Origin of the sequence: Rhodococcus sp. BE178, assembly GCF_050433545.1 — a bacterium.
Classification (GTDB): Bacteria; Actinomycetota; Actinomycetes; order Mycobacteriales; family Mycobacteriaceae; genus Prescottella.
In genome coordinates this window covers 1-17,713 of record NZ_JBNPXA010000004.1, presented here as the reverse complement: position 1 = coordinate 17,713, position 17,713 = coordinate 1, and the positions used below count along the sequence as shown (strand labels likewise).

The window sequence follows — 17,713 nt, the reverse complement described above, 5'->3', positions numbered from 1 at the left end:
GGGATCAGGCGTCGATACCGAGGTTGATCGCGGCGAGGACCCGATCGGACTGCCGCGACGTGGCCATCAGACCGGCCTCGTCGAAGATGCCGTCGGAGGCGTTGCGGGTGTCGCGACCGGTGTGGTCGGCGTACGGCGAGACGGTGGAGAGGATCTCGTCGGTGAAGGTGTCGTCGAAGAACAGCTGGGTGGTGAGCACCGTTTTCTTGTCGATGTGCACCTTGAGGTGGATGTGCACGGTCCGGCCCGTGTACCAGCCGGGGAAGACGGTCGTGAACTGGACGATCCCGTCGGCATCGGTGGTCTGGGCGCCGCGCAGGTAGGTGCCGTCGTCGGTGGTGGTGGCCTCCTGATCGCCGACGCTGTACGAGCCGTCGGACGTCTCGCCGGAACCGCCCATGCCCATACCGCCGCCCGGGCCGCCCTGCGGCGGCCGGCCCATGGCGCCACCCATGGCGCCACCCATGCCGCCGCCCTGGTTGGCGGCCTGCGAGCCGGACTCGAAACCGGAGTAGACGCCGCCGGCGTCGCAGTGCCAGATCTCGACGACGGCGTTCGCGACACCGGTCGCACTGCCGTCCGGGCTGCAGTTCGTCAGATCCTGGACGCGCATCGCGAGGTTCAGCTCCAGACCGGGACGGTCCTCACGGATGTCGTTGCGGATGGAGTCGACGTCGAACAGTACGGGCCCTGCGTCTCCTCGACCGCCATGACGCACCGCGGTGCCTGGTCGAGCAGCGCCAGCAACTGGGCGTCGACAGTGCCGCCCGACGCGGCAGCGGTCGCGGGGGCGGTCGCGGGGGCGGTGGCAGAGGAGCCGGAGCCGCCGCCGTTACTGCACGCGGCGATCAGCCCGCCCAGGCTGATCGTCCCGCCCAGGGCGAGCGCCCGTCGCCGGCTGATCCGTTGGCGGCTCAGTTCCACGTCTTTGTTCACTCGAGATCCTCCTCGCTGCGGTTGCTTCGAGAATCATCGTGCGTCGGACGACTGCCGTGAGGCTGGATACCAGCTGGGAGTCGGCTGTGAGCGTTACAGCAGCTGCGCGCTCGCGGCGGCCCGGATCAGGACCTGGCCCGAGTCGTCGACCAGCCGGGACTCGATGAGCGCCAGCCGTCGCCCGGCGCGGACTACCTCCGCCTCGGCCCGGATGTCGGGGCCGTCGGTGGCGGGGGAGCGGACGAAGTCGATGCGCAGGTCCAGGATCCGGTACTGCTGGTCGATCGCGGTGAGAGTCTGGGCGACAAGGCCGTTGACCAGGTCGGCCGCGGTGATCAGGATGCCGCCCTGGATCGAACCCAGGTAGTTGCTCATCCAGTCCCGCGGCGCGAACGTCGCGGTGAGGCTGCCCCGCTCGACGTCGGTGAGGCGGACGTCGAGCAGCCCGGCGAGGGGGCCGCGCGCGATCCGCTCCGATGCGATGCCGTCGACGATGTCCAGGCCGGCACGTCCGGCCAGTTCGTCCGGTGCCGCGCACGGCTCGGGTGCGGGCACGGGGAGGCGTTCGCCGCTCAGCACCGCGTCGGCGTTCGCGCGGGGGCGCGTGACGAAGACGCCGCGCGACTGCAGGACGGCGACGATGTTGCCGTCGCCGTCGCGCATGGCACCGGCCGCGAGTCCGATGCCGGCGTCGACGTCGAGGTTGACGACGTCACCGGTCGAGACGACCATTCCGTGGGCCGGCATCGGCGCGGCCAGCGTCGCGGAGATCTGCGAGAGCACCATGCCGGCGTCGGAGGGCATCGAGTTGCCCAGCGCGCCGCCGGGGCAGGCGTCGGCGAGCACACCGACCGAGCCGAGAATCGTCTGCCCGCGGTGGTCGTGGAAGCGGGCGCCGACTTCCTGGGCAAGCACGAGATGCCCGCGCCGGATCTCCCGCGCCCCGACTCCCATGAACAGGTTGAGCCGGTCGACCCGCTCGGGGGCGGGCTTGCGGGTGTGGAGGTCGTCGGCTGTCGCGGTCATCGGTCCTGTGTACCACCAACGCTCGACGGTGCCGAACCGCTATCCCACCTGCGCGCTCGCGCGAGCCGACACGAGCAGGCTGCCGTCGGCGTCGTGAGCCGGGTTTCGATCAGGGCCAGACGCCGTCCCGCCCGGACCACCTCGGACGTGACGGTGATGTCGGGGCCGTCGGGCCGTAGTGCGTCTCCTGCCCCGCCGAGTCCCAGACCTCGCCGGTGGTGATGCCGGTCCCGGTCTCGAGATCGAGGTGGGTGGTGCGGGCCACCGGTGTCATACCCTCCTCGTCACCAAGCGGAGGCATGCGGGACCGTCGGAATCTCAGCCGCCGAGACGGGCGTGCATCTCCCACACCAGGATCTCCGCGCCGATCTCGGAGGAGATCGTCTGCCCGCCGGACGAGCTGAGCCGGACGGCGTCACCCTCGTAGAGCGTCCCGACGCCCTCCATCTCCGCGGTGCCCTGCGCCACGAACACGTGCACGAAGGGCGCCTCCGGGATCCGCACCGCCTTGCCCGGCTGGAGGCGGGCGGCGTGCAGCGACGCGTACTTGTTCTTGATGCGGATCGCCGCGTGGTCCCGATGCTGCGGCATGCCCGACGCCACCGGTACCAGCCCGCCGGACAGCAGTTCGTCGTCGATCTCGAGCTGTTCGTACCCGGGGGTGATCCCAGGCTCGTCGGGCGCGACCCACATCTGGACGAAGTGCACCGGCTCGGTGTGCTCGTCACCCTGCAGCCGCCACGAGTCGTTCTTCTCCGAGTGCAGGATTCCCGTGCCCGCGCTCATCCGCTGGGCGAGGCCGGGATAGATGACGCCGGAGTGGCCGATGGAGTCCTGATGCACCAGCGATCCCCGCAGCACCCAGGTGACGATCTCCATGTCCTTGTGGGGGTGGGTGTCGAAGCCCTGCCCAGGCTGGACGATGTCGTCGTTGTTCACCAGCAGCAGTCCGTGATGGGTGTTGTCCGGGTCGTAGTGATGGCCGAACGAGAACGAGTGCTTCGAGTCCAACCACTGGATCCGGGTCTTCAGGCGGTCGCCCGAGCGGTGGACGTCGATGTGGGGCGTGGTGAGAGCTGGCATGCGGTCCTCCTCGGTGACAGTCGCGTTCGGGGCTTTCGCGCTGTCGCGTCACCAGCGTACGAAGTGGAACCCGTCGGCGCCGAATCAGTGGTGTCGAATCGGTCTCGGAGTGTTCACGGACGAGTGACGGGCGAACCGATCACGACGGCGAGGAAATCGCCGTCATTCGTGATCGGTTGCCCGCCAGTCGTTTTGGTGTCGGTCTGTCGACTCAGCCGAGTGATTCGTGCGCGGCGGGGATCGAGCCGAGTCGACCGGCCTGGAAATCCTCGAACGCCTGCATGACCTCTGCCTTGGTGTTCATGACGAACGGACCGGCCATCGCGATGGGTTCGCGGATGGGCTGGCCACCGAGAACGAACACCTCCAACGCCTCGGTGCGCGAGTCCTGGGTGCCGGCCGCCGCGATCGTGATCGAGTCCCCGCGGCCGAAGACCGCGGTCTGGCCGGACGAGATCGGTCGGCGATCGGCGCCGACGTATCCGTCGCCCGCGAGCACGTAGACGATCGCGTTGAAGTCGCGGTTCCACGGCAGGGTGACGCTCGCGCCCGGTGCGACGGTCGTGTGCGACAGCGCGATCGGGGTGTACGTCGAACCCGGGCCCTGGTGCCCGGCGATCTCGCCCGCGATGACCCGGATCAGTGCGCCGCCGTCGTGACTCGAGAGGAGCGCGACCTTGCTGCCGGTGATGTCCTGGTAGCGGGGCGCGGCCATCTTGTTGCTCTTGGGGAGGTTGACCCACAGCTGCACGCCGTGGAACAGGCCGCCGCTCATCACGAGGTGTTCGGGCGGGGTCTCGATGTGGAGGATGCCGCCGCCGGCGGTCATCCACTGGGTGTCGCCGCCGCCGATGGTGCCGCCACCCCCGTTGGAGTCCTGGTGCTCCATGATCCCGTCGATCATGTAGGTGACGGTCTCGAAGCCGCGGTGCGGGTGCCACGGGGTGCCCTTGGGCTCGCCCGGTGCGTAGTCGACCTCGCCCATCTGGTCCATGTGGATGAACGGGTCGAGGTGGGCCAGGTCGATCCCGGCGAATGCGCGGCGGACGGGGAAGCCCTCGCCCTCGTATCCGACCGGAGCGGTGGCGATGCCCAGAACGGGACGGTCGACCGCAGTCGGGTCGGCCGCCTCGATGCGGGGCAGCGCGAGGATGTTGTCGACGGTCACGGCAGGCATGGAGCCCTCCTCGGATCTATTAGTTGAGGATTCAACTAGTTCACCGTAGCTCAACACCGCACGAACGGATCTATTCCCCACCCGGTCGGGGCGTAGCGAAGATCGGCCCCGAGACCAGCCCCTGGGTCAGCCTGCCGTGCCGGGTGGGGGACCGATGAGCCCGAGCCGGGCCGCTGTGAGGAGCGCGTCGGCCCGCGAATGGACGCCCAGTTTGCGGTAGACGCTCCGCAGCTGCGTCTTGACGGTGTTCTGAGAGACGAACAGCGTGGTGGCGATTTCGGCGACCGACGACGTGGACGCCAGGACGTTCAGCACCGCGGACTCGCGGTCGCTCAGATCCACCAACCGGATTCGGTCCGGGAAGACCCCCGACTCCGGAGGCGGAACCGCAGCCAGCCATTTCTCCGGCAGCGCCACGCCCAGCGTCGACATCTGCGCGATGCGACCGACCGGCAGGGACGCGAACGGTCGGACCAACCCGGTCTGGTCGAACAGTGCGACGGCCCGCTGCAGCATCGCCTGGGCCTGGGGCTCGTGCGACAACTCGAGATGTGCAGCGGCTTGGACCAGGGCCGACTCCATCCGGATCCGCGGATGGGCACAGTCCGTGACCGTCGGCCGCACGCAGTCGGCCAGTGCCGCTGCCGGGTGTCCGCTCGAGAGGTTCATGCGTGCACGGGCCATCGACGTCCACGGTCCTCGGCCGGGTGTCTTCTCGACGGTCCGCCACGCCTCGTTGCCTCGCCCCAGCGCCGAGTACAGGTCGGCCTCGGTCGCCGTGAGCAGCGCCGCCGCGATCGATCCCGGAGTGAACCACCGCTCGTAGACCGCGCTCGCCCGGTGCATCCGGTCGAGTCCCGCTCCGGCCTGCCCGCTCACGAGTTCCAGCTGGCAGTGCGCGTACAGCGCGAACGCCCACAGCTCCTCGTCGTCCGGCAGGTCGCCCAGTTCGGCGAGGATCTTGGCGGCGACGTCGAGCTCCATCCGGTCCAGGGCGACCAGCGCGCCTGCTACGAGCCCGCCGACCCGAACCATCGCGGTGACCCAGGCCGCGGCGTCCTCGTGTCGGCGTTCCCGCTCGAGCCAGGTCTCGGCGTGGCCCAACTCGCCGATCAGGGCGTAGTTGAGTGCGAGGCTTCCGGCGGCGTTGCGGGCGACGAAGTCGGTTCCGGCCGGACGGTTGCTGTTGTAGGCACGGCGGAGTTCGGCAGAGGATCGGGAAAGGTCGCCGTGCAACTGCTGCGTGATACCCCACTGCAGCCGCAGCAGGGGAAGGAACGCGGACACCGTGTCGGGCTGCAACTCGAGCGCGCGATCACCGAGTTCCGACATGCGCACGGTCAGCTCGGACGCCTGCGTGAGATTGCCGGCGATCCGCAGGATGAACGACTGCACGCTGCTCACCGCGAGCACGTCCGCGATCGCCGGGCCGCGCGCCGCCGTATCGACATCGACGGTCGGCGGCGCGAGATCGGGCAGCTGCGCCGAGTCGGCGCCGAACCGCAGGAACAGCTCCCGGCCCGCTCGGATCGTGAGGTCGTCGGCGACCGCGTGTTCGGGCAGCGCCGCCAGGCTTTCGCGGACCAGGCGGAAGTGCCGCGAGATCAGCACCACCCAGTTGGCCTTGAGAATCGACACCGCCTGGTCCCAGTCCCGCCCCTCGACGGCGTAGACGAGTGCCTGAGCGACATCGTCCTGCTGAAGGAACCATCGAGCCAGGTCGCTCGATGCGCGCAGCGGACCTTCCGGGGCCTCGTTGCGGACATCGCGCATCAGGGACTCCCGGATCGGCGGTGGGTACTGCCACTCGGTGTCCTTCGGCCACGGCAGGCGGACGAGCACGCCGGCTGCTTCGAGTTCCCGAAGCATGTCGTGGGCGGTGTGGTCCGCGGTCAGCATCGCGGCGATCTCGGCGGTGAGGGTTTTCGCCGCCGACGTCGTGAGCATGAAGTCCCGCAGTTCCGAGAGCTCCTCGTCGCGCAGGATCTCCCGATCGACAAAGCGGTCGATCGATCGTTCGAGGGCGCTCAGGGCGAGTTCTCGGCTCTGCTCGAAGTCGATGCCGAACGGGCGGACGACGGCCACGGCGGCCTGCACGAGGGGCGGGAAGCCCCCGGTGAGGTCCTGCACCATCGCCAGAAGGTGCGGTGCCGCTTCGGTGCCGTGCGCACACAGCACCGCACGTGATTCGTCGAGCGTGAACAGCAGATCGGTGGGTGAGATCGCGACATGGTCGACGTCGAGCATCGCGTCGCTGAAGACGCACGAATCCCGCGTCGTCGCGACGACGTGCAACCGCGGATCCAGGTCGAGGAGTCCGAGAATGCGGAGTTCGGCCGCCGGATCATGCAGACGATCGATGTCGTCGAGGACGAGTACGACGGGGTCGGAGGCCGCCGCGGGAGTGGATTCGAGTGCCGCGTCGACGCGGGCCGCCACGGTGTTCCAGTAGTCGTCCGGTGCGGTGTGTGGTGCGGGGGTGTCCATCATCACGATCGGCCCCGACGGGCGCTGCGCGGATGCGATCCAGGTCGTCGCGAAGGCGGTCTTCCCTGCGCCGCGGGGCCCACGAACAACGGTCAAGGCGGGTAGTTCCGATATCAGCGCGAACAGCCGAGGGCGATCGAGCAGGAATCTTCGTGCACGGTCGCGCTGTCGGCCCGGACTCGGTTGTTCGTATTGCGGTCCCACTCACACACCCCCAGTCGTCCACCGACATTCGTCGATGGTCGGAATCGTGCCCCCACGAAACCCTGAACGTGCACGTGACCACAATTCGAGGCCACGTGCACGTCAAGTAAATACTTCCACAACCCTCCGGGTGCAGGCGGGGAATCGCCGACGCGGTTCAGGAGGTGTGAGGGACCTGTTCGGGGGACTCGATCGCGGTCAGCAACACGCCCTTGGTCTCGCGGGTGAAGAAGGCTGCAAGCGCGACGCACAGGGCGAGCGTGACGACATGCCACGTGAAGAGGTCGGGGATGCCACGGGACGTCAGCCACGAATTGAGATACGGCGCGGTGCCGCCGAAAATCGCGGCCGCGAGCGAGACCGCGATGCCGATGCCCGCGGCGCGCGACTTGGTGGCGAACAGTTCCGCGAGCCATGCGACCTGTGTGCCGGCGGCGAAGGCCTGGAGGCAAGAACATCTCGGCACCGCAGGTGGGGCAGGAAGTCGAGACCCATCCCGCCGTCTCCAAGGAGCTCCACCCCGAGCATCTCGTGGTCGTGGACGAGCTTCCGCGGTCGTCCGGCGGGAAGCTCGCGAAGGGCGTCGAGCAGTGTGCGTGCGCCGACGAACCCGGTGAGTACTACCGGTCCGAATTGCTCAGGGACTGTGCCGAATCCGACGCACTCGAGGCGACGTCGCGGGGCCGTCACACGACCGCCGAGAGCCGTGTCGTGGACGGTGCGGCCGCGTAGTGGTCGCCGGCCCGGGCGACGAGCCGGACCAGCGCGTGCGCGACGTCGGCGGCCTGGTCCAGGATCACCGAATGCCCCGCGTCGTCCAGCCGCACCAGTTCGGCGGACGGTAGATCGGCCGCGATCGCCACCGAATGTTCGAACGGTGTCAGCAGATCGGCCGTGCCGCCGAGCACGAGCGACGGGATGGTGCGCAGCGCCGCGAGGGAACCGGACTCGTCCAGTCCGACGAACGACCGGAGGAATCCGTACATCGTCACGACCGATGTCTGGTTGTCGAGGGTGTGCGTCAGGACGCGTTGCATCAGCCGGGGCACCCGTTCGACACCGAACTGGAACAGCGACATCACCGGGTGCCGCAGGAACCGGCCGAGCCCGGAGCGGGTGATGTCGCTCGCGGCGGTCGACAGCAGGCCGACGCCCACGACGCGCGAGCCGACCGCGGCCGGGTTCTGACGGGTGTAGGCCAGCGCGGCCATGCCGCCCATCGAGTGACCCACCAGCACGACGGGCCCGGTCGGAACGGTCGCCCGGATCACCGCGTCGAGGTCGCGTCCCAGTTGGTCGATCGTGTACGTGTGGGCGGGCGCGCTGCCCGACGCGCCGTGGCCGCGGTGATCGTAGAAGACCATCCGGACCGACGGACCCCACTCGCGGACCAGGTGCGAGCGCAGTCGCGCCCACGAATGCGAGTGCAGGCAGTGCCCGTGCACGAACACCGCGGTCACCGGTGCGTCGGACGGCCCGTACTCACGTACCGCGAGCGCCACCCCGTCCTCGGACTGCACGATGTGCCGACGACCGTGGTCGGCGTCGGTGCTGCGCTTCGTGGTCATGACGCCCTCCCGGGTCGAGGTGGTGTGTATCTACCAATCTCGTGGGTGGGGCGCGGTGCGGACAGTGGCCCGGGGGATGGCGCGGACTCACCGAGGTGGCGGAGGCGGACACCTCGGGTGGGTTGTCGAACTGTCGGTAATCGTGCGCAGAGTTCCGGTGCAGGGGGACAATCACCACGAGTGCAGTACGAGAGCGCAAACGGAACGTCGGACCGGGAGGCTTTTGTGAACTACTTCGAAGACGACCCGCGGAACTCCTCCGGCCGGGTGCACGAACATCCGGGCGAAGCGATCGAGGACACCCGCAACTGGCCCGGTTACGCGCTGGTCGGGATCGGGATCGTGACGCTCGGTATGGCGTTGGTCGCGGCAGGCTACGGGTTCCAGGGCTGGGCGTGGATCGCCGGGACGATCTGCGCGGTGAGCCTGGTGGTCGGGCCGGTACTGGTCCTGCGTGAGCACCGCCGGATCAAGAGACTCGACGATCTCGGACTGCCGGACGGCCTGGGGTACTGACTTGGGGGTACCGACTGCCGTGTCGCGGCCGTCAGGTCGGTTGTTTCTGCGCCCAGTCCGTCGCGATCTCCGGGTAGCCCGCGGCGATCTGGTCCACCCGCTCGGGGGTCGCGGATTCCAGCTCGGCGCGGTGGCGTTGTGCCTCGGCGAGCGATCCGGTGAAGCCGTTCGCGGTGGGCACCGGCGACGGCTCGTCCTCGGTCGGTGCGTTCAGCTCGAGCGTGTGGATGATGCCGTCGAGTCGGTTTGCTACGAAGTGGCGCTTGTCCTCACTCATGAATCCATGACACCACCGCGACGCCGGTGTGCATACCCCTTTCCCTGGTCCGTCCGGTGCGTGCGATGAGTTTTTCGCGCGGCACAGGTCTGTCCTGGTGTGAGCATCTCGCAGGCTCACCCCACCCGAACATCCCCCTCGAGTCAGGAGACCCCCGATGTCCCGATTGATCTTCGTGAACCTGCCGGTCGAGAACGTCGCTGCCACCCGGAAGTTCTTCGGGGACCTCGGCTTCGAGTTCAACGAGCAGTTCTGCGACGAGAGCACCGCGTGCATGGCCGTCAATGACTCGGCGTGGATCATGCTGCTGCAGGAGAGCCGCTTCCGCGACTTCATCGCCGACGACATCTGCGACACCACGAAGAGCCGCGAGGTGCTCACGTGCATCTCCGCCGACAGCCGCGAGGGTGTGGACTCGCTGGTCGACGCCGCCATCGCGGCCGGCGGAACGAAGTGGATGGACCCGCAGGATCACGGGTTCATGTACGGGCGGTCCTTCCGCGACCTCGACAACCACGTGTGGGAGGTCATGTGGATGGATCCGGCCGCGACCGGGCAGTAGCCGTCAGGGGTGGGCGGGCAGGCCGAATCTGTCGAACAGTTCGGTGTCGAAGAAGCACGTGACGTGCGCGACCCCGTGCTCGGTGACGTCCAGGACATGCAGTTGGAACGGTCGGTGGATGCCGTCCTCGTCCCGCATGTACAGGCCGAGCGCGGGTTGCCCGTTCGCCGACGTCGGGAGCAGCCGCATGTCGCCGGCGCCCTGAGCGGGGCACTTCTCCTTGATGAGGCGCGCGATGTCGGCACCACCGACGTACCACCCGACGAATGGCGGCATCTCCCACACGGCGTCGCGGGTGAACATCTCCACCAGCCCGTCGATGTCGTACCGTTCGAATCCGTCGACGTACCGGCGCAGCAGTTCGCGGGTCTCGTCCGACTCGGGTTCGACCAGGGTGTCCGGGGTGGGCGTCGCCTCGGACAGTTGTGCTCGGGCCCGCTGCAACAGACTGTTCACCGCCGCCGTGGACGTGTCCAGGGCGGCGGCCACTTCGGCGGCCTTCCACTGCAGCACGTCCCGCAGCACCAGCACCGCGCGCTGACGGGCCGACAGGTGCTGCAGCGCCGCGACGAACGCCAGCCGCACCGATTCGCGTTCCGCCACGACGGTCGCGGGATCGTCCGCACCCCGGCCCGAATCGCCCCACACCATCGAATCCGGAATCGGCTCGAGCCACGGCACCTCGCCGCGCTCGATCAGGTCGTCGGACGGGTCGGAACTGGGCGCGCCCAGGCCGGTCGGCAGCGGGCGGCGGGCCCGGCCCTCGAGCGCCGTCAGGCACGTGTTGGTCGCGATCCGGTGCAGCCACGTGCGGATCGACGACCGGCCGTCGAAGTTGCCGTACCCACGCCACGCTCGCACGAGCGTCTCTTGCAGCAGGTCCTCGGCGTCGTGGATCGACCCCATCATCCGGTAGCAGTGCGCCAGTAGTTCGCGCCGGTAAGGATCTGCGGCAGCGAGGAATTGGTCGTCGACGCTCTGCTCAACGGTCATGTCCCGAACCCTAGTGGCGCCCCCCGACAAGCGGAACAGCTCGACGTCGGCGGGGTGTGCGACTCCCACCCGAGGGTGTCTGTCGGGACGGCCGCGACGCGCCGAGGATCGAATGTATGGAGCGGTCGACCGTGCCGCCCGGCGAGGGAGAACGACATGTACGGGATCGTCTGCAACACGAAGCGGATCGGTGAGATCACCGCCGCTCGGGCCCGCGAGGTCCTGGAGGACTGGGTGCCCAGCGCCGTCGAAGGCGACGACGAAGCGCGTTCGGAAGTACTCGCCGTGGTCTACCCCCTGGTGCGCCGCTACTGCTACGCCAGGTTGGGGCGTGGGGCGCTGCGCGAGGTCGCCGAGGACGTCGCTCACGAGGTCTGCGTCGCCGTGTTGACGGCGCTGCCGCGGTACCGGGAGCAGGGCGCGTCGTTCCTGACCTACGTGTACGCGATCGCCGGGCACAAGGTGGTGGACGCACGCCGCGCCGCCGGACGAACCTGCGACCCGCTCGACGAGGCCACCGACCCTGTCTGCCCGGACGCCGGCCCCGCGGAGCGGGCAATCGCCTCCGAACGCGGCGCGCATGCCCGCGCGCTCGTCGACTCGCTGCCGGAGCGGTACCGCGAGGTCGTGGTGATGCGGGTGATGTGGGGGATGTCGGCGGCGGAGACCGCGGCGGCCCTCGGCACGACGGCGGGGGCGGTCCGGATCGCGCAGCACCGCGCACTCGGCCGACTCCGGGCGCAGTCACCCCGGGTCGTGGAACCGGCGGCCTGAGCCCCTCACAGATCGTGCTCGGTGATCACGCCGCTGTGCAGTGCCTTCTCGACCAGCCGGAGTCGCTTCTGGTTCTGCGGCAGCTTCTCGACGCCGAACTTGGCGAACAGGGCCCGCAGGTGTGTCTTGACCGCATCCACGCTGAGGAACACCTCGTCGGCGATCTGCTGATTGGACGCCGGGTTCGCGAACGCCGCGTTGTGCTTGTACGGCCGGCACAGGGCGACCAGGATGGTCCGTTGCGTCTGCGTCAGAGAACGGACGGTCGGAATGTCCACGGCGATGCGCGTCGGGTCCCCACCCTGCCCGGACAGGTCGCGGAACACGAACGCCGAGTTGCCGATCCGGATGCTGTCGCCGTTGCGTAGCCGTCGTCGGCCTGAGATGCGTTCACCATTGACGAAGGTGCCGTTGCGGGACAGGCCGTCGTCGGCGATCGTCCAGTCGGTGCCGATCCATTCGATCGTCGCGTGCAGCCGCGACACCTCCGGATCCGACACCAGCGCCACGTCCGCTTCGGACGAGCGGCCCACCGTCACCCGCGGGGTATCCACGGACAGCGTCAACTCGCGCGGACACCCCGTCTGGTCGGTGTACCGCAGGCAGGGCGCATCGATTGCACTCATCGCCACTCCTCGGGGACATTTTCATCGTGCCCGGCCGAACCGGCGACTGACAAGCGCCCCATGTCGGCGTCGACCGACCTACACTCGCATTCGTGCAGCACACAGAGTCGGAATTCACCGGGGTGCACGGCACCCGCATCGTGTACGACGTCTGGCGGCCGGACGGCCCGCCGACCGGCATCCTCCTGCTCGCGCACGGTCTGGGCGAGCACGCTCGCCGGTACGACCACGTGGTCGCGCGGCTCACCGGGCTGGGTCTGGTGGTGTACGCGCCCGACCATCGCGGTCACGGCCGGTCGGGTGGCAGGCCGATCGAGCTGCGCGAGTGGTCGGAATTCACCGACGATCTCCACCGGTTGTCCGCGATCGCGATCACCGAGAATCCGGGCCTCGACCGATTCCTGCTGGGCCACAGCATGGGTGGCGCCATTTCGCTGTCGTATGCGCTCGACCATCAGGACGAGCTGGCGGGTCTGATCCTGTCGGCGCCGGCGGTCGACGTCGCCACGGGTAAGCCCAAGGTCGTGATCGAGATCGGGAAGCTCCTCGGACGCTTCGCCCCCGGTGTACCCGTCGAGACCCTCGATGCGAAGGCGGTCTCGCGCGACCCTGCCGTGGTCGCGGCGTACGAGTCCGACCCGCTGGTTTATCACGGAAAGGTCAAGGCGGGCATCGCACGCGGGATGATCATCGCCGCCGAGAGTTTCCCGGCCCGGTTGCCGTCTCTGACCCTGCCGATGCTCGTCATGCACGGCACCGAGGATCATCTCGCCGACATTTCCGGCAGTCGGATGATCGCCTCTCGCACCGGATCGAAGGACTTGACGTTCAAGGCGTACGACGGTCTGTACCACGAGGTGTTCAACGAGCCCGAACAGGAGAAGGTGCTCGACGACGTCGTCGATTGGCTCCGCCCGCGCCTGCAGGTGACGTAATATCCCGAAATGACCGATCCTGTCAGCGCACTCAGCCACCGGAGCGTTCGCGTCGGCGACATCGACATGCATATCGCCGAGCAGGGGGAGGGCCCACCCGTCGTGCTGTGTCACGGCTTCCCGGGTCTCTGGTACAGCTGGCGGCATCAGTTGCCCGCGCTCGCCGCGGCGGGCTACCGGGTGATCGCCCCCGACATGCGCGGCTACGGCCGCACCGACGCGCCGTCGGATCCGCGTTCGTACGATCGCCGGCACACCGTCGATGACATGGTCGGGCTCCTCGACGCCCTCGGGATCGAGGACGCGGTCTTCGCGGGCCACGACTTCGGTGCGCAGCTGGTGTGGGACCTGCCCACGTGGGCGCCCGGCCGCGTGCGGGCGCTCATGCAGCTCAGCGTGCCGCGCATGCCGCGCCAGCCGATCCAGCCGACGATCGGATTCCGGTACCTCGCCTCCCAGCACTTCGTGCACCTGCACTACTTCCAGGAGCACGGCCCGGCCGACCGCGAGCTCGGAGGCAACCCGAAGGCGTTCCTCGCCAAGATCTTCCACGCGCTCAGCGGTGCCTACCGCTATCTCGACTGCTGGGACTTCCCGTCCGAGGGCAACGGGTACCTCGACGTGCTGCCCGAGCCGCCCGCACTGCCGTGGTCGTGGCTCAGTGAAGACGAGTTCGACTACTACGTACGGGAGTTCACGCGGACCGGTTTCACCGGCGGACTGAACTGGTATCGCGCCGACGACTACGTGTGGGAGCAGAACGAGGAGCTGCACGATCGTCCGATCACCGTCCCCGTCACGTTCGTGGCAGGCGCGAAGGACCCGGTGCTCGAGATGATGGGCCAGGATCCGTTCGAGACGATGAGCCGGATGGTCCCCGGCCTCGTGTCCACCCACGTGATCCCGGACGTCGGACATTTCGTGCAGATGGAGGCGCCGGAACGCGTCAACGCAGCGATGCTCGAATTCCTGGCGGGGCTCGACTGACCGACCGGGGGAGAAAGTTCGGAGAATCTCGGAGGACCTGTCGATTCGGCCGCGGTCCGTTCGTCGTCACGGTGTACGGCATTCAACCCGCCTCGAAACGAAGGAGCCACAACCATGAAGTACCTGCTGCTGATCAACGCCGAATCCGCCGACGCCGGTGCCGCCGGCTGCACCCCCGAGGACTGGATGGTCTACGACAAGGAGGTCAAGGACGCCGGCATCTTCGTCTCGGGGGAGTCGTTGGCCGATCTCACCACCGCGACGAGCGTGCAGGTGGGGCGGGGCGGCGACCGCACGATCACCACCGACGGCCCGTTCGCGGAAACACGGGAGGTCCTGGGCGGCTTCTACGTGATCGACGTGCCGGACCTCGACGTCGCGCTCGACTGGGCGGCCCGCTGCCCGGGCTCGCGCGGCGGCGGCCGGATCGTGGTGCGTCCGATCGCCGACTTCGGGAACTGACCGTCGATGGACGGGCAGGCAGGTGGCCGCGGGGCCGACCAGGAGGCCTCCGGCGCGGATGCGTCCGTCGAGGCGGTCTTCCGGGAGGAACGCGGCCGCCTGCTCGCCGCGCTGGTGAGCCGATTCGGTGATCTCGACCTGGCGGAGGAGATAACTTCCGACGCGATCGAGTCGGCGCTGCGGCACTGGCCGGTGGACGGGGTGCCGTCCAAGCCCGGTGCCTGGCTGTTGACGACGGCGCGGCGCAAGGCCGTCGACCGGTTGCGGCGCGACCAGGCGCTCGCCGCCCGTGTCGCGGTCCTCCAGGTCGAGGCGGATCGCGCAGCTTCCACGCCACCGCCGGACGTCGGCAGCGAACTTCCCGACGACCGGCTGCAACTGTTCTTCACGTGCGCGCACCCGGCGCTGCCGGCCGAGGATCGGACGGCCCTGACCCTGCGGTGCCTCGCCGGGCTCACCACCGGTGAGGTTGCGCGGGCGTTCCTCGTCCCCACCGCCACCATGGCGCAGCGGATCGTTCGGGCCAAGAAGAAGATTCGGCAGGCACGGATCCCGTTCCGGGTTCCCGGCGCCGACGAGCTGCCGCAGCGCCTTCCGGGTGTCCTGCAGGTCCTGTACTCGATCTTCACCGAGGGCTACGCCGCCAGCGCCGGGGAGAACCTGCAGCGTGTCGACGTCGCAGACGAGGCGATCCGCCTGACGCGGATCCTGCACCGGCTGATGCCGGACCAGCGTGAGGTGTCCGGTCTCCTCGCGCTGATGCTGCTGACCCACGCCCGTCGCGACGCCCGCACGGGGCCCGGCGGTGCGCAGGTGCTGCTCGAAGATCAGGACCGTGACCGGTGGGATCGCGTGATGATCGAGGAAGGCAGCGCCCTGGTGTTGGTGTCTCTCACCGGGGGACGGCCCGGACCGTACGGCGTGCAGGCCGCGATCGCCGCGCTGCACGACGAGGCCGCTGATGTCGCGAGCACCGACTGGCCGCAGATCGTGGGGCTCTACGACGTGTTGCTCGCGCTCACTCCGTCTCCGGTCGTCGCGCTCAACCGGGCAGTGGCGGTCGCGATGCGGGACGGGCCGGAGGCGGGTCTCGCGCTGCTCGACGATCTGGCCGACGAACCGCGTCTGCGCGACCACCATCCGTACGCCGCGGCGCGCGCGGAACTGTTGGCCCGGGTCGGACGACGCGAGGAGGCCGCCGAGGCGTACCGCCGCGCCCTCGAACTGGCCGGGACCGAACCCGAGCGCGAGCACCTGCGGCGTCGGCTCGCGGACACAGAGGACTAGAACGTCTCTCCCGCTCCTACGCGGCGAGTGGTCCTGCGCGATTGTGCGCTGGTATCGGCTTCTTGTACGGGTCGACCGAACTCGGTGGGGTGAACCACGGGTGGCGGTCGGTGCCGATCTCGACTTCCCAGTGCGAGTGGTGGAGTAGTCGGTGGTGGTAGCGGCACAGGAGTACGAGGTTGTCGAGGTCGGTGGGTCCGCCGTCTGCCCAGTGTTCTATATGGTGGCCTTCGCAGTGGGCGGGTGGTTCGCCGCAGCCGGGGAAGGCGCAGCCGTTGTCGCGGGCGGCGAGGGCTCGGCGTTGTTTCTTGGATACGGTGCGGGTGGTGCGGCCGAGGTCGAGTGGTACGCCGTCGTCCATGACGACGGGGGTGAGGTCGCAGTCGCAGGCGATGCGGCGGGCGGTTGCGATGGTGAGCGGTCCCATCCACGGCATCCAGGCGACGTCCTTGTCTCCCGCCATGTCCGCGTGATCGGTGGGCGTGCTGCTGCCTGTGTCGGCGTGGTCGTCAGTGTTCGGCTCGGTGCGGGCGAGGTCGCGGGCGTTCACGTGTAGTGACAGGTGCGGGCGTTCGCCGCCTTCGGCGGGGGCGTCGCCGGAGTTGAGGTAGTGGCGCAGGATCTTGGTGAATGCTTCGGCGCGTCGTTGTCCGGGGGTGCGCATGCGCATGCCGGCGGGGTCGTCGACCGGGTTCCTCGGTTTGGTGAGGGCCGATAGTGCGGTGAGGAGCATTTCGCCTGTGACGGAGTCGAAGTCGCCTTTGACGGCGACGCGCCCGTTTCAAAGTCTTGGAGGCGTGGAGTTCGTTGCGGTCGGTGTCTTCGCTGGCGGGCAGGTCGTCGGATTCGAAGATCCGCTCGAGTTTCGCTATCGCGCCGCGGACGGTGTCGGTGGTGGCGGCGGGTCCGGTGGCGCAGTCCAGCAGCACGTTTCGGCATGAATCGAGGGCTTCGTCGGGCATGCCGCGGGGCGGCGTCTCGCAGAACTTGGCGATCAAACCGGCGTGGTCGGCGGAGATGCACAGATTGTCGTAGGCGTCGGCGATCTCGGGTTGGCGTCGGAGGGCTTTACCGAGGGCGAGGATCCGTGCGGCGGCGGGTACTTCGAGCAGGGTCGTCGATGCGAGCCAGAGTTTGACGGTGCGGAAGCCGATCGCGTCGAACGAGACTGCGCGCTCGTCGATTTCGGCGACCGCGGCGACGCGGAGTGTTTCGAGGCGTTCGATCTCGCGGGAGATGGCGACCGCGGCGGCCAGGAGCTCGGATTCGGGGAGCGCGCGCACGTCCTCGGCGTGCAGCGGTAAGGCAGCTGCGCCTGATTCGATGATTCCCCCCGGATTCATACTGCCAGTCTAGTTCGAACTGATGTGGCGCTCCTCGGGTTTGCGTGGGCGCCTTTCCCCTGTTCAGGGCGGGTTGTGTTGTTGGACGCATTGATCGGCGTTTCGCCGGTGAGATAGAAGACGCGCACGTGCAGCACCTCTAGGTTTCGGGGTTACCACACCAACCTCAACCCAGGGGCTCCGCTACACGTGCGCGTCAATACTGCATTTAACAGGCTGCTCGAAATTCCCGGCGCATCGGTTGCTGCGGTGTCCATCACCGAAACCGATGTCGAGGTCGAACTACGCCTGAGAGCCCGCCGCTCGACCTGCCCCTGCGGTCACACCGGAGCCGCCGGCTACGACCGCGCCCGCCGCCGCTGGCGCCACCTCGATCTGGGCACCCGACGGCTCTGGCTCGTCTACCAGATCCGGCGGGTGGCCTGCCCGAACTGCGGGGTCCGCACCGAGCAGGTGCCCTGGGCGCGGCC

Annotated in this window: 19 protein-coding genes and 2 pseudogenes; 9 read left to right on the top strand and 12 right to left on the bottom strand. The window is 68.7% G+C overall.

Features of this window, described 5'->3' with window-relative positions; translation table 11 throughout:
* Positions 1-4: 4 nt before the first annotated feature.
* From J2X34_RS09475 to J2X34_RS09445, 7 genes and pseudogenes are all read right to left on the bottom strand, one after another.
* Positions 5-936, bottom strand: a pseudogene (locus tag J2X34_RS09475) (protocatechuate dioxygenase).
* A gap of 93 nt (positions 937-1,029) precedes the next feature.
* Complete coding sequence (locus J2X34_RS09470) at positions 1,030-1,962, bottom strand: PaaI family thioesterase (RefSeq protein ID WP_429516801.1); 933 nt, start codon at positions 1,960-1,962, stop codon at positions 1,030-1,032.
* Positions 1,963-2,071: 109 nt separating this feature from the next.
* Entirely contained in the window at positions 2,072-2,236 is a 165-nt protein-coding gene (locus J2X34_RS09465; protein WP_181818781.1) for a hypothetical protein, read from the bottom strand.
* Between the two features lie 44 nt (positions 2,237-2,280).
* Positions 2,281-3,045: a pirin family protein gene (locus J2X34_RS09460; RefSeq protein ID WP_114722072.1), complete on the bottom strand. Its 765-nt coding sequence runs from the start codon at positions 3,043-3,045 to the stop codon at positions 2,281-2,283.
* Positions 3,046-3,256: 211 nt separating this feature from the next.
* Entirely contained in the window at positions 3,257-4,222 is a 966-nt protein-coding gene (locus J2X34_RS09455; RefSeq protein WP_114722071.1) for a pirin family protein, read from the bottom strand.
* Positions 4,223-4,348: 126 nt separating this feature from the next.
* On the bottom strand, positions 4,349-6,805 hold the full coding sequence (locus J2X34_RS09450) for a LuxR C-terminal-related transcriptional regulator (protein ID WP_429516797.1): 2,457 nt from the start codon (positions 6,803-6,805) through the stop codon (positions 4,349-4,351).
* Positions 6,806-7,070: 265 nt separating this feature from the next.
* Positions 7,071-7,379, bottom strand: coding sequence for a hypothetical protein (locus J2X34_RS09445; protein WP_429516795.1), 309 nt, complete (start codon positions 7,377-7,379; stop codon positions 7,071-7,073).
* A 5-nt stretch (positions 7,380-7,384) separates the two neighbouring features.
* On the opposite strand from J2X34_RS09445, the gene J2X34_RS09440 reads away from it, so the two are divergent.
* Complete coding sequence (locus tag J2X34_RS09440; protein WP_429517198.1) at positions 7,385-7,645, top strand: hypothetical protein; 261 nt, start codon at positions 7,385-7,387, stop codon at positions 7,643-7,645.
* Here J2X34_RS09440 and J2X34_RS09435 read toward each other — a convergent pair.
* Complete coding sequence (locus J2X34_RS09435) at positions 7,600-8,481, bottom strand: alpha/beta fold hydrolase (RefSeq protein WP_114722069.1); 882 nt, start codon at positions 8,479-8,481, stop codon at positions 7,600-7,602. The genes J2X34_RS09440 and J2X34_RS09435 overlap by 46 nt on opposite strands.
* 225 nt (positions 8,482-8,706) lie before the next feature.
* On the opposite strand from J2X34_RS09435, the gene J2X34_RS09430 reads away from it, so the two are divergent.
* Entirely contained in the window at positions 8,707-8,997 is a 291-nt protein-coding gene (locus J2X34_RS09430; protein ID WP_114722068.1) for a hypothetical protein, read from the top strand.
* A gap of 31 nt (positions 8,998-9,028) precedes the next feature.
* Here J2X34_RS09430 and J2X34_RS09425 read toward each other — a convergent pair whose 3' ends face one another.
* Positions 9,029-9,274 (bottom strand): hypothetical protein, encoded by a 246-nt coding sequence (locus J2X34_RS09425; protein ID WP_114722067.1) that lies wholly within the window; start codon positions 9,272-9,274, stop codon positions 9,029-9,031.
* 157 nt (positions 9,275-9,431) lie between these two features.
* On the opposite strand from J2X34_RS09425, the gene J2X34_RS09420 reads away from it, so the two are divergent.
* Positions 9,432-9,836: a VOC family protein gene (locus J2X34_RS09420; RefSeq protein WP_114722066.1), complete on the top strand. Its 405-nt coding sequence runs from the start codon at positions 9,432-9,434 to the stop codon at positions 9,834-9,836.
* A 3-nt stretch (positions 9,837-9,839) separates the two neighbouring features.
* On the opposite strand, the gene J2X34_RS09415 is transcribed toward J2X34_RS09420, so the two are convergent.
* Positions 9,840-10,829 carry a sigma-70 family RNA polymerase sigma factor gene (locus tag J2X34_RS09415; RefSeq protein ID WP_114722065.1) on the bottom strand — a complete coding sequence of 330 codons (990 nt, stop codon included), beginning with the start codon at positions 10,827-10,829 and terminating at the stop codon, positions 9,840-9,842.
* Positions 10,830-10,985: 156 nt separating this feature from the next.
* Between J2X34_RS09415 and shbA the strand changes: the two genes are divergently transcribed.
* On the top strand, positions 10,986-11,603 hold the full coding sequence (gene shbA, locus J2X34_RS09410) for an RNA polymerase sigma factor ShbA (protein ID WP_114722064.1): 618 nt from the start codon (positions 10,986-10,988) through the stop codon (positions 11,601-11,603).
* 5 nt (positions 11,604-11,608) lie between these two features.
* Here the strand turns inward: shbA and J2X34_RS09405 are convergent, their stop codons facing one another.
* Entirely contained in the window at positions 11,609-12,229 is a 621-nt protein-coding gene (locus J2X34_RS09405) for an FHA domain-containing protein (RefSeq protein WP_114722158.1), read from the bottom strand.
* A gap of 92 nt (positions 12,230-12,321) precedes the next feature.
* Between J2X34_RS09405 and J2X34_RS09400 the strand changes: the two genes are divergently transcribed.
* The 4 genes from J2X34_RS09400 to J2X34_RS09385 all read left to right on the top strand — a co-directional run bounded on the left by J2X34_RS09400 (position 12,322) and on the right by J2X34_RS09385 (position 15,900).
* Positions 12,322-13,164, top strand: a complete 843-nt coding sequence (locus J2X34_RS09400) for a lysophospholipase (protein WP_429516791.1) — start codon at positions 12,322-12,324, stop codon at positions 13,162-13,164.
* A gap of 9 nt (positions 13,165-13,173) precedes the next feature.
* Positions 13,174-14,151 carry an alpha/beta fold hydrolase gene (locus J2X34_RS09395; RefSeq protein WP_429516789.1) on the top strand — a complete coding sequence of 326 codons (978 nt, stop codon included), beginning with the start codon at positions 13,174-13,176 and terminating at the stop codon, positions 14,149-14,151.
* Positions 14,152-14,265: 114 nt separating this feature from the next.
* Positions 14,266-14,613: a YciI family protein gene (locus J2X34_RS09390; protein ID WP_114722061.1), complete on the top strand. Its 348-nt coding sequence runs from the start codon at positions 14,266-14,268 to the stop codon at positions 14,611-14,613.
* A 6-nt stretch (positions 14,614-14,619) separates the two neighbouring features.
* Positions 14,620-15,900 (top strand): RNA polymerase sigma factor, encoded by a 1,281-nt coding sequence (locus tag J2X34_RS09385; protein ID WP_429516787.1) that lies wholly within the window; start codon positions 14,620-14,622, stop codon positions 15,898-15,900.
* Positions 15,901-15,916: 16 nt separating this feature from the next.
* Here J2X34_RS09385 and J2X34_RS09380 read toward each other — a convergent pair.
* Positions 15,917-17,243: pseudogene (locus tag J2X34_RS09380) on the bottom strand (DUF222 domain-containing protein).
* Positions 17,244-17,432: 189 nt separating this feature from the next.
* On the opposite strand from J2X34_RS09380, the gene J2X34_RS09375 reads away from it, so the two are divergent.
* Positions 17,433-17,713, top strand: a 281-nt coding sequence (locus J2X34_RS09375) for a transposase family protein (protein ID WP_429516785.1), incomplete at its 3' end; no start/stop codon positions are given.

What these genes read in the sequence shown, in the direction of transcription:
- J2X34_RS09455 (WP_114722071.1), bottom strand. Translation starts at nt 4,222, where the DNA reads ATGCCTGCCGTGACCGTCGACAACATCCTCGCGCTGCCCCGCATCGAG.
- J2X34_RS09405 (WP_114722158.1), bottom strand. Translation starts at nt 12,229, where the DNA reads ATGAGTGCAATCGATGCGCCCTGCCTGCGGTACACCGACCAGACGGGG.
- J2X34_RS09390 (WP_114722061.1), top strand. Translation starts at nt 14,266, where the DNA reads ATGAAGTACCTGCTGCTGATCAACGCCGAATCCGCCGACGCCGGTGCC.
- J2X34_RS09415 (WP_114722065.1), bottom strand. Translation starts at nt 10,829, where the DNA reads ATGACCGTTGAGCAGAGCGTCGACGACCAATTCCTCGCTGCCGCAGAT.
- J2X34_RS09395 (WP_429516789.1), top strand. Translation starts at nt 13,174, where the DNA reads ATGACCGATCCTGTCAGCGCACTCAGCCACCGGAGCGTTCGCGTCGGC.
- J2X34_RS09460 (WP_114722072.1), bottom strand. Translation starts at nt 3,045, where the DNA reads ATGCCAGCTCTCACCACGCCCCACATCGACGTCCACCGCTCGGGCGAC.
- shbA (WP_114722064.1), top strand. Translation starts at nt 10,986, where the DNA reads ATGTACGGGATCGTCTGCAACACGAAGCGGATCGGTGAGATCACCGCC.
- J2X34_RS09385 (WP_429516787.1), top strand. Translation starts at nt 14,620, where the DNA reads ATGGACGGGCAGGCAGGTGGCCGCGGGGCCGACCAGGAGGCCTCCGGC.
- J2X34_RS09435 (WP_114722069.1), bottom strand. Translation starts at nt 8,481, where the DNA reads ATGACCACGAAGCGCAGCACCGACGCCGACCACGGTCGTCGGCACATC.
- J2X34_RS09470 (WP_429516801.1), bottom strand. Translation starts at nt 1,962, where the DNA reads ATGACCGCGACAGCCGACGACCTCCACACCCGCAAGCCCGCCCCCGAG.
- J2X34_RS09465 (WP_181818781.1), bottom strand. Translation starts at nt 2,236, where the DNA reads ATGACACCGGTGGCCCGCACCACCCACCTCGATCTCGAGACCGGGACC.
- J2X34_RS09420 (WP_114722066.1), top strand. Translation starts at nt 9,432, where the DNA reads ATGTCCCGATTGATCTTCGTGAACCTGCCGGTCGAGAACGTCGCTGCC.
- J2X34_RS09425 (WP_114722067.1), bottom strand. Translation starts at nt 9,274, where the DNA reads ATGAGTGAGGACAAGCGCCACTTCGTAGCAAACCGACTCGACGGCATC.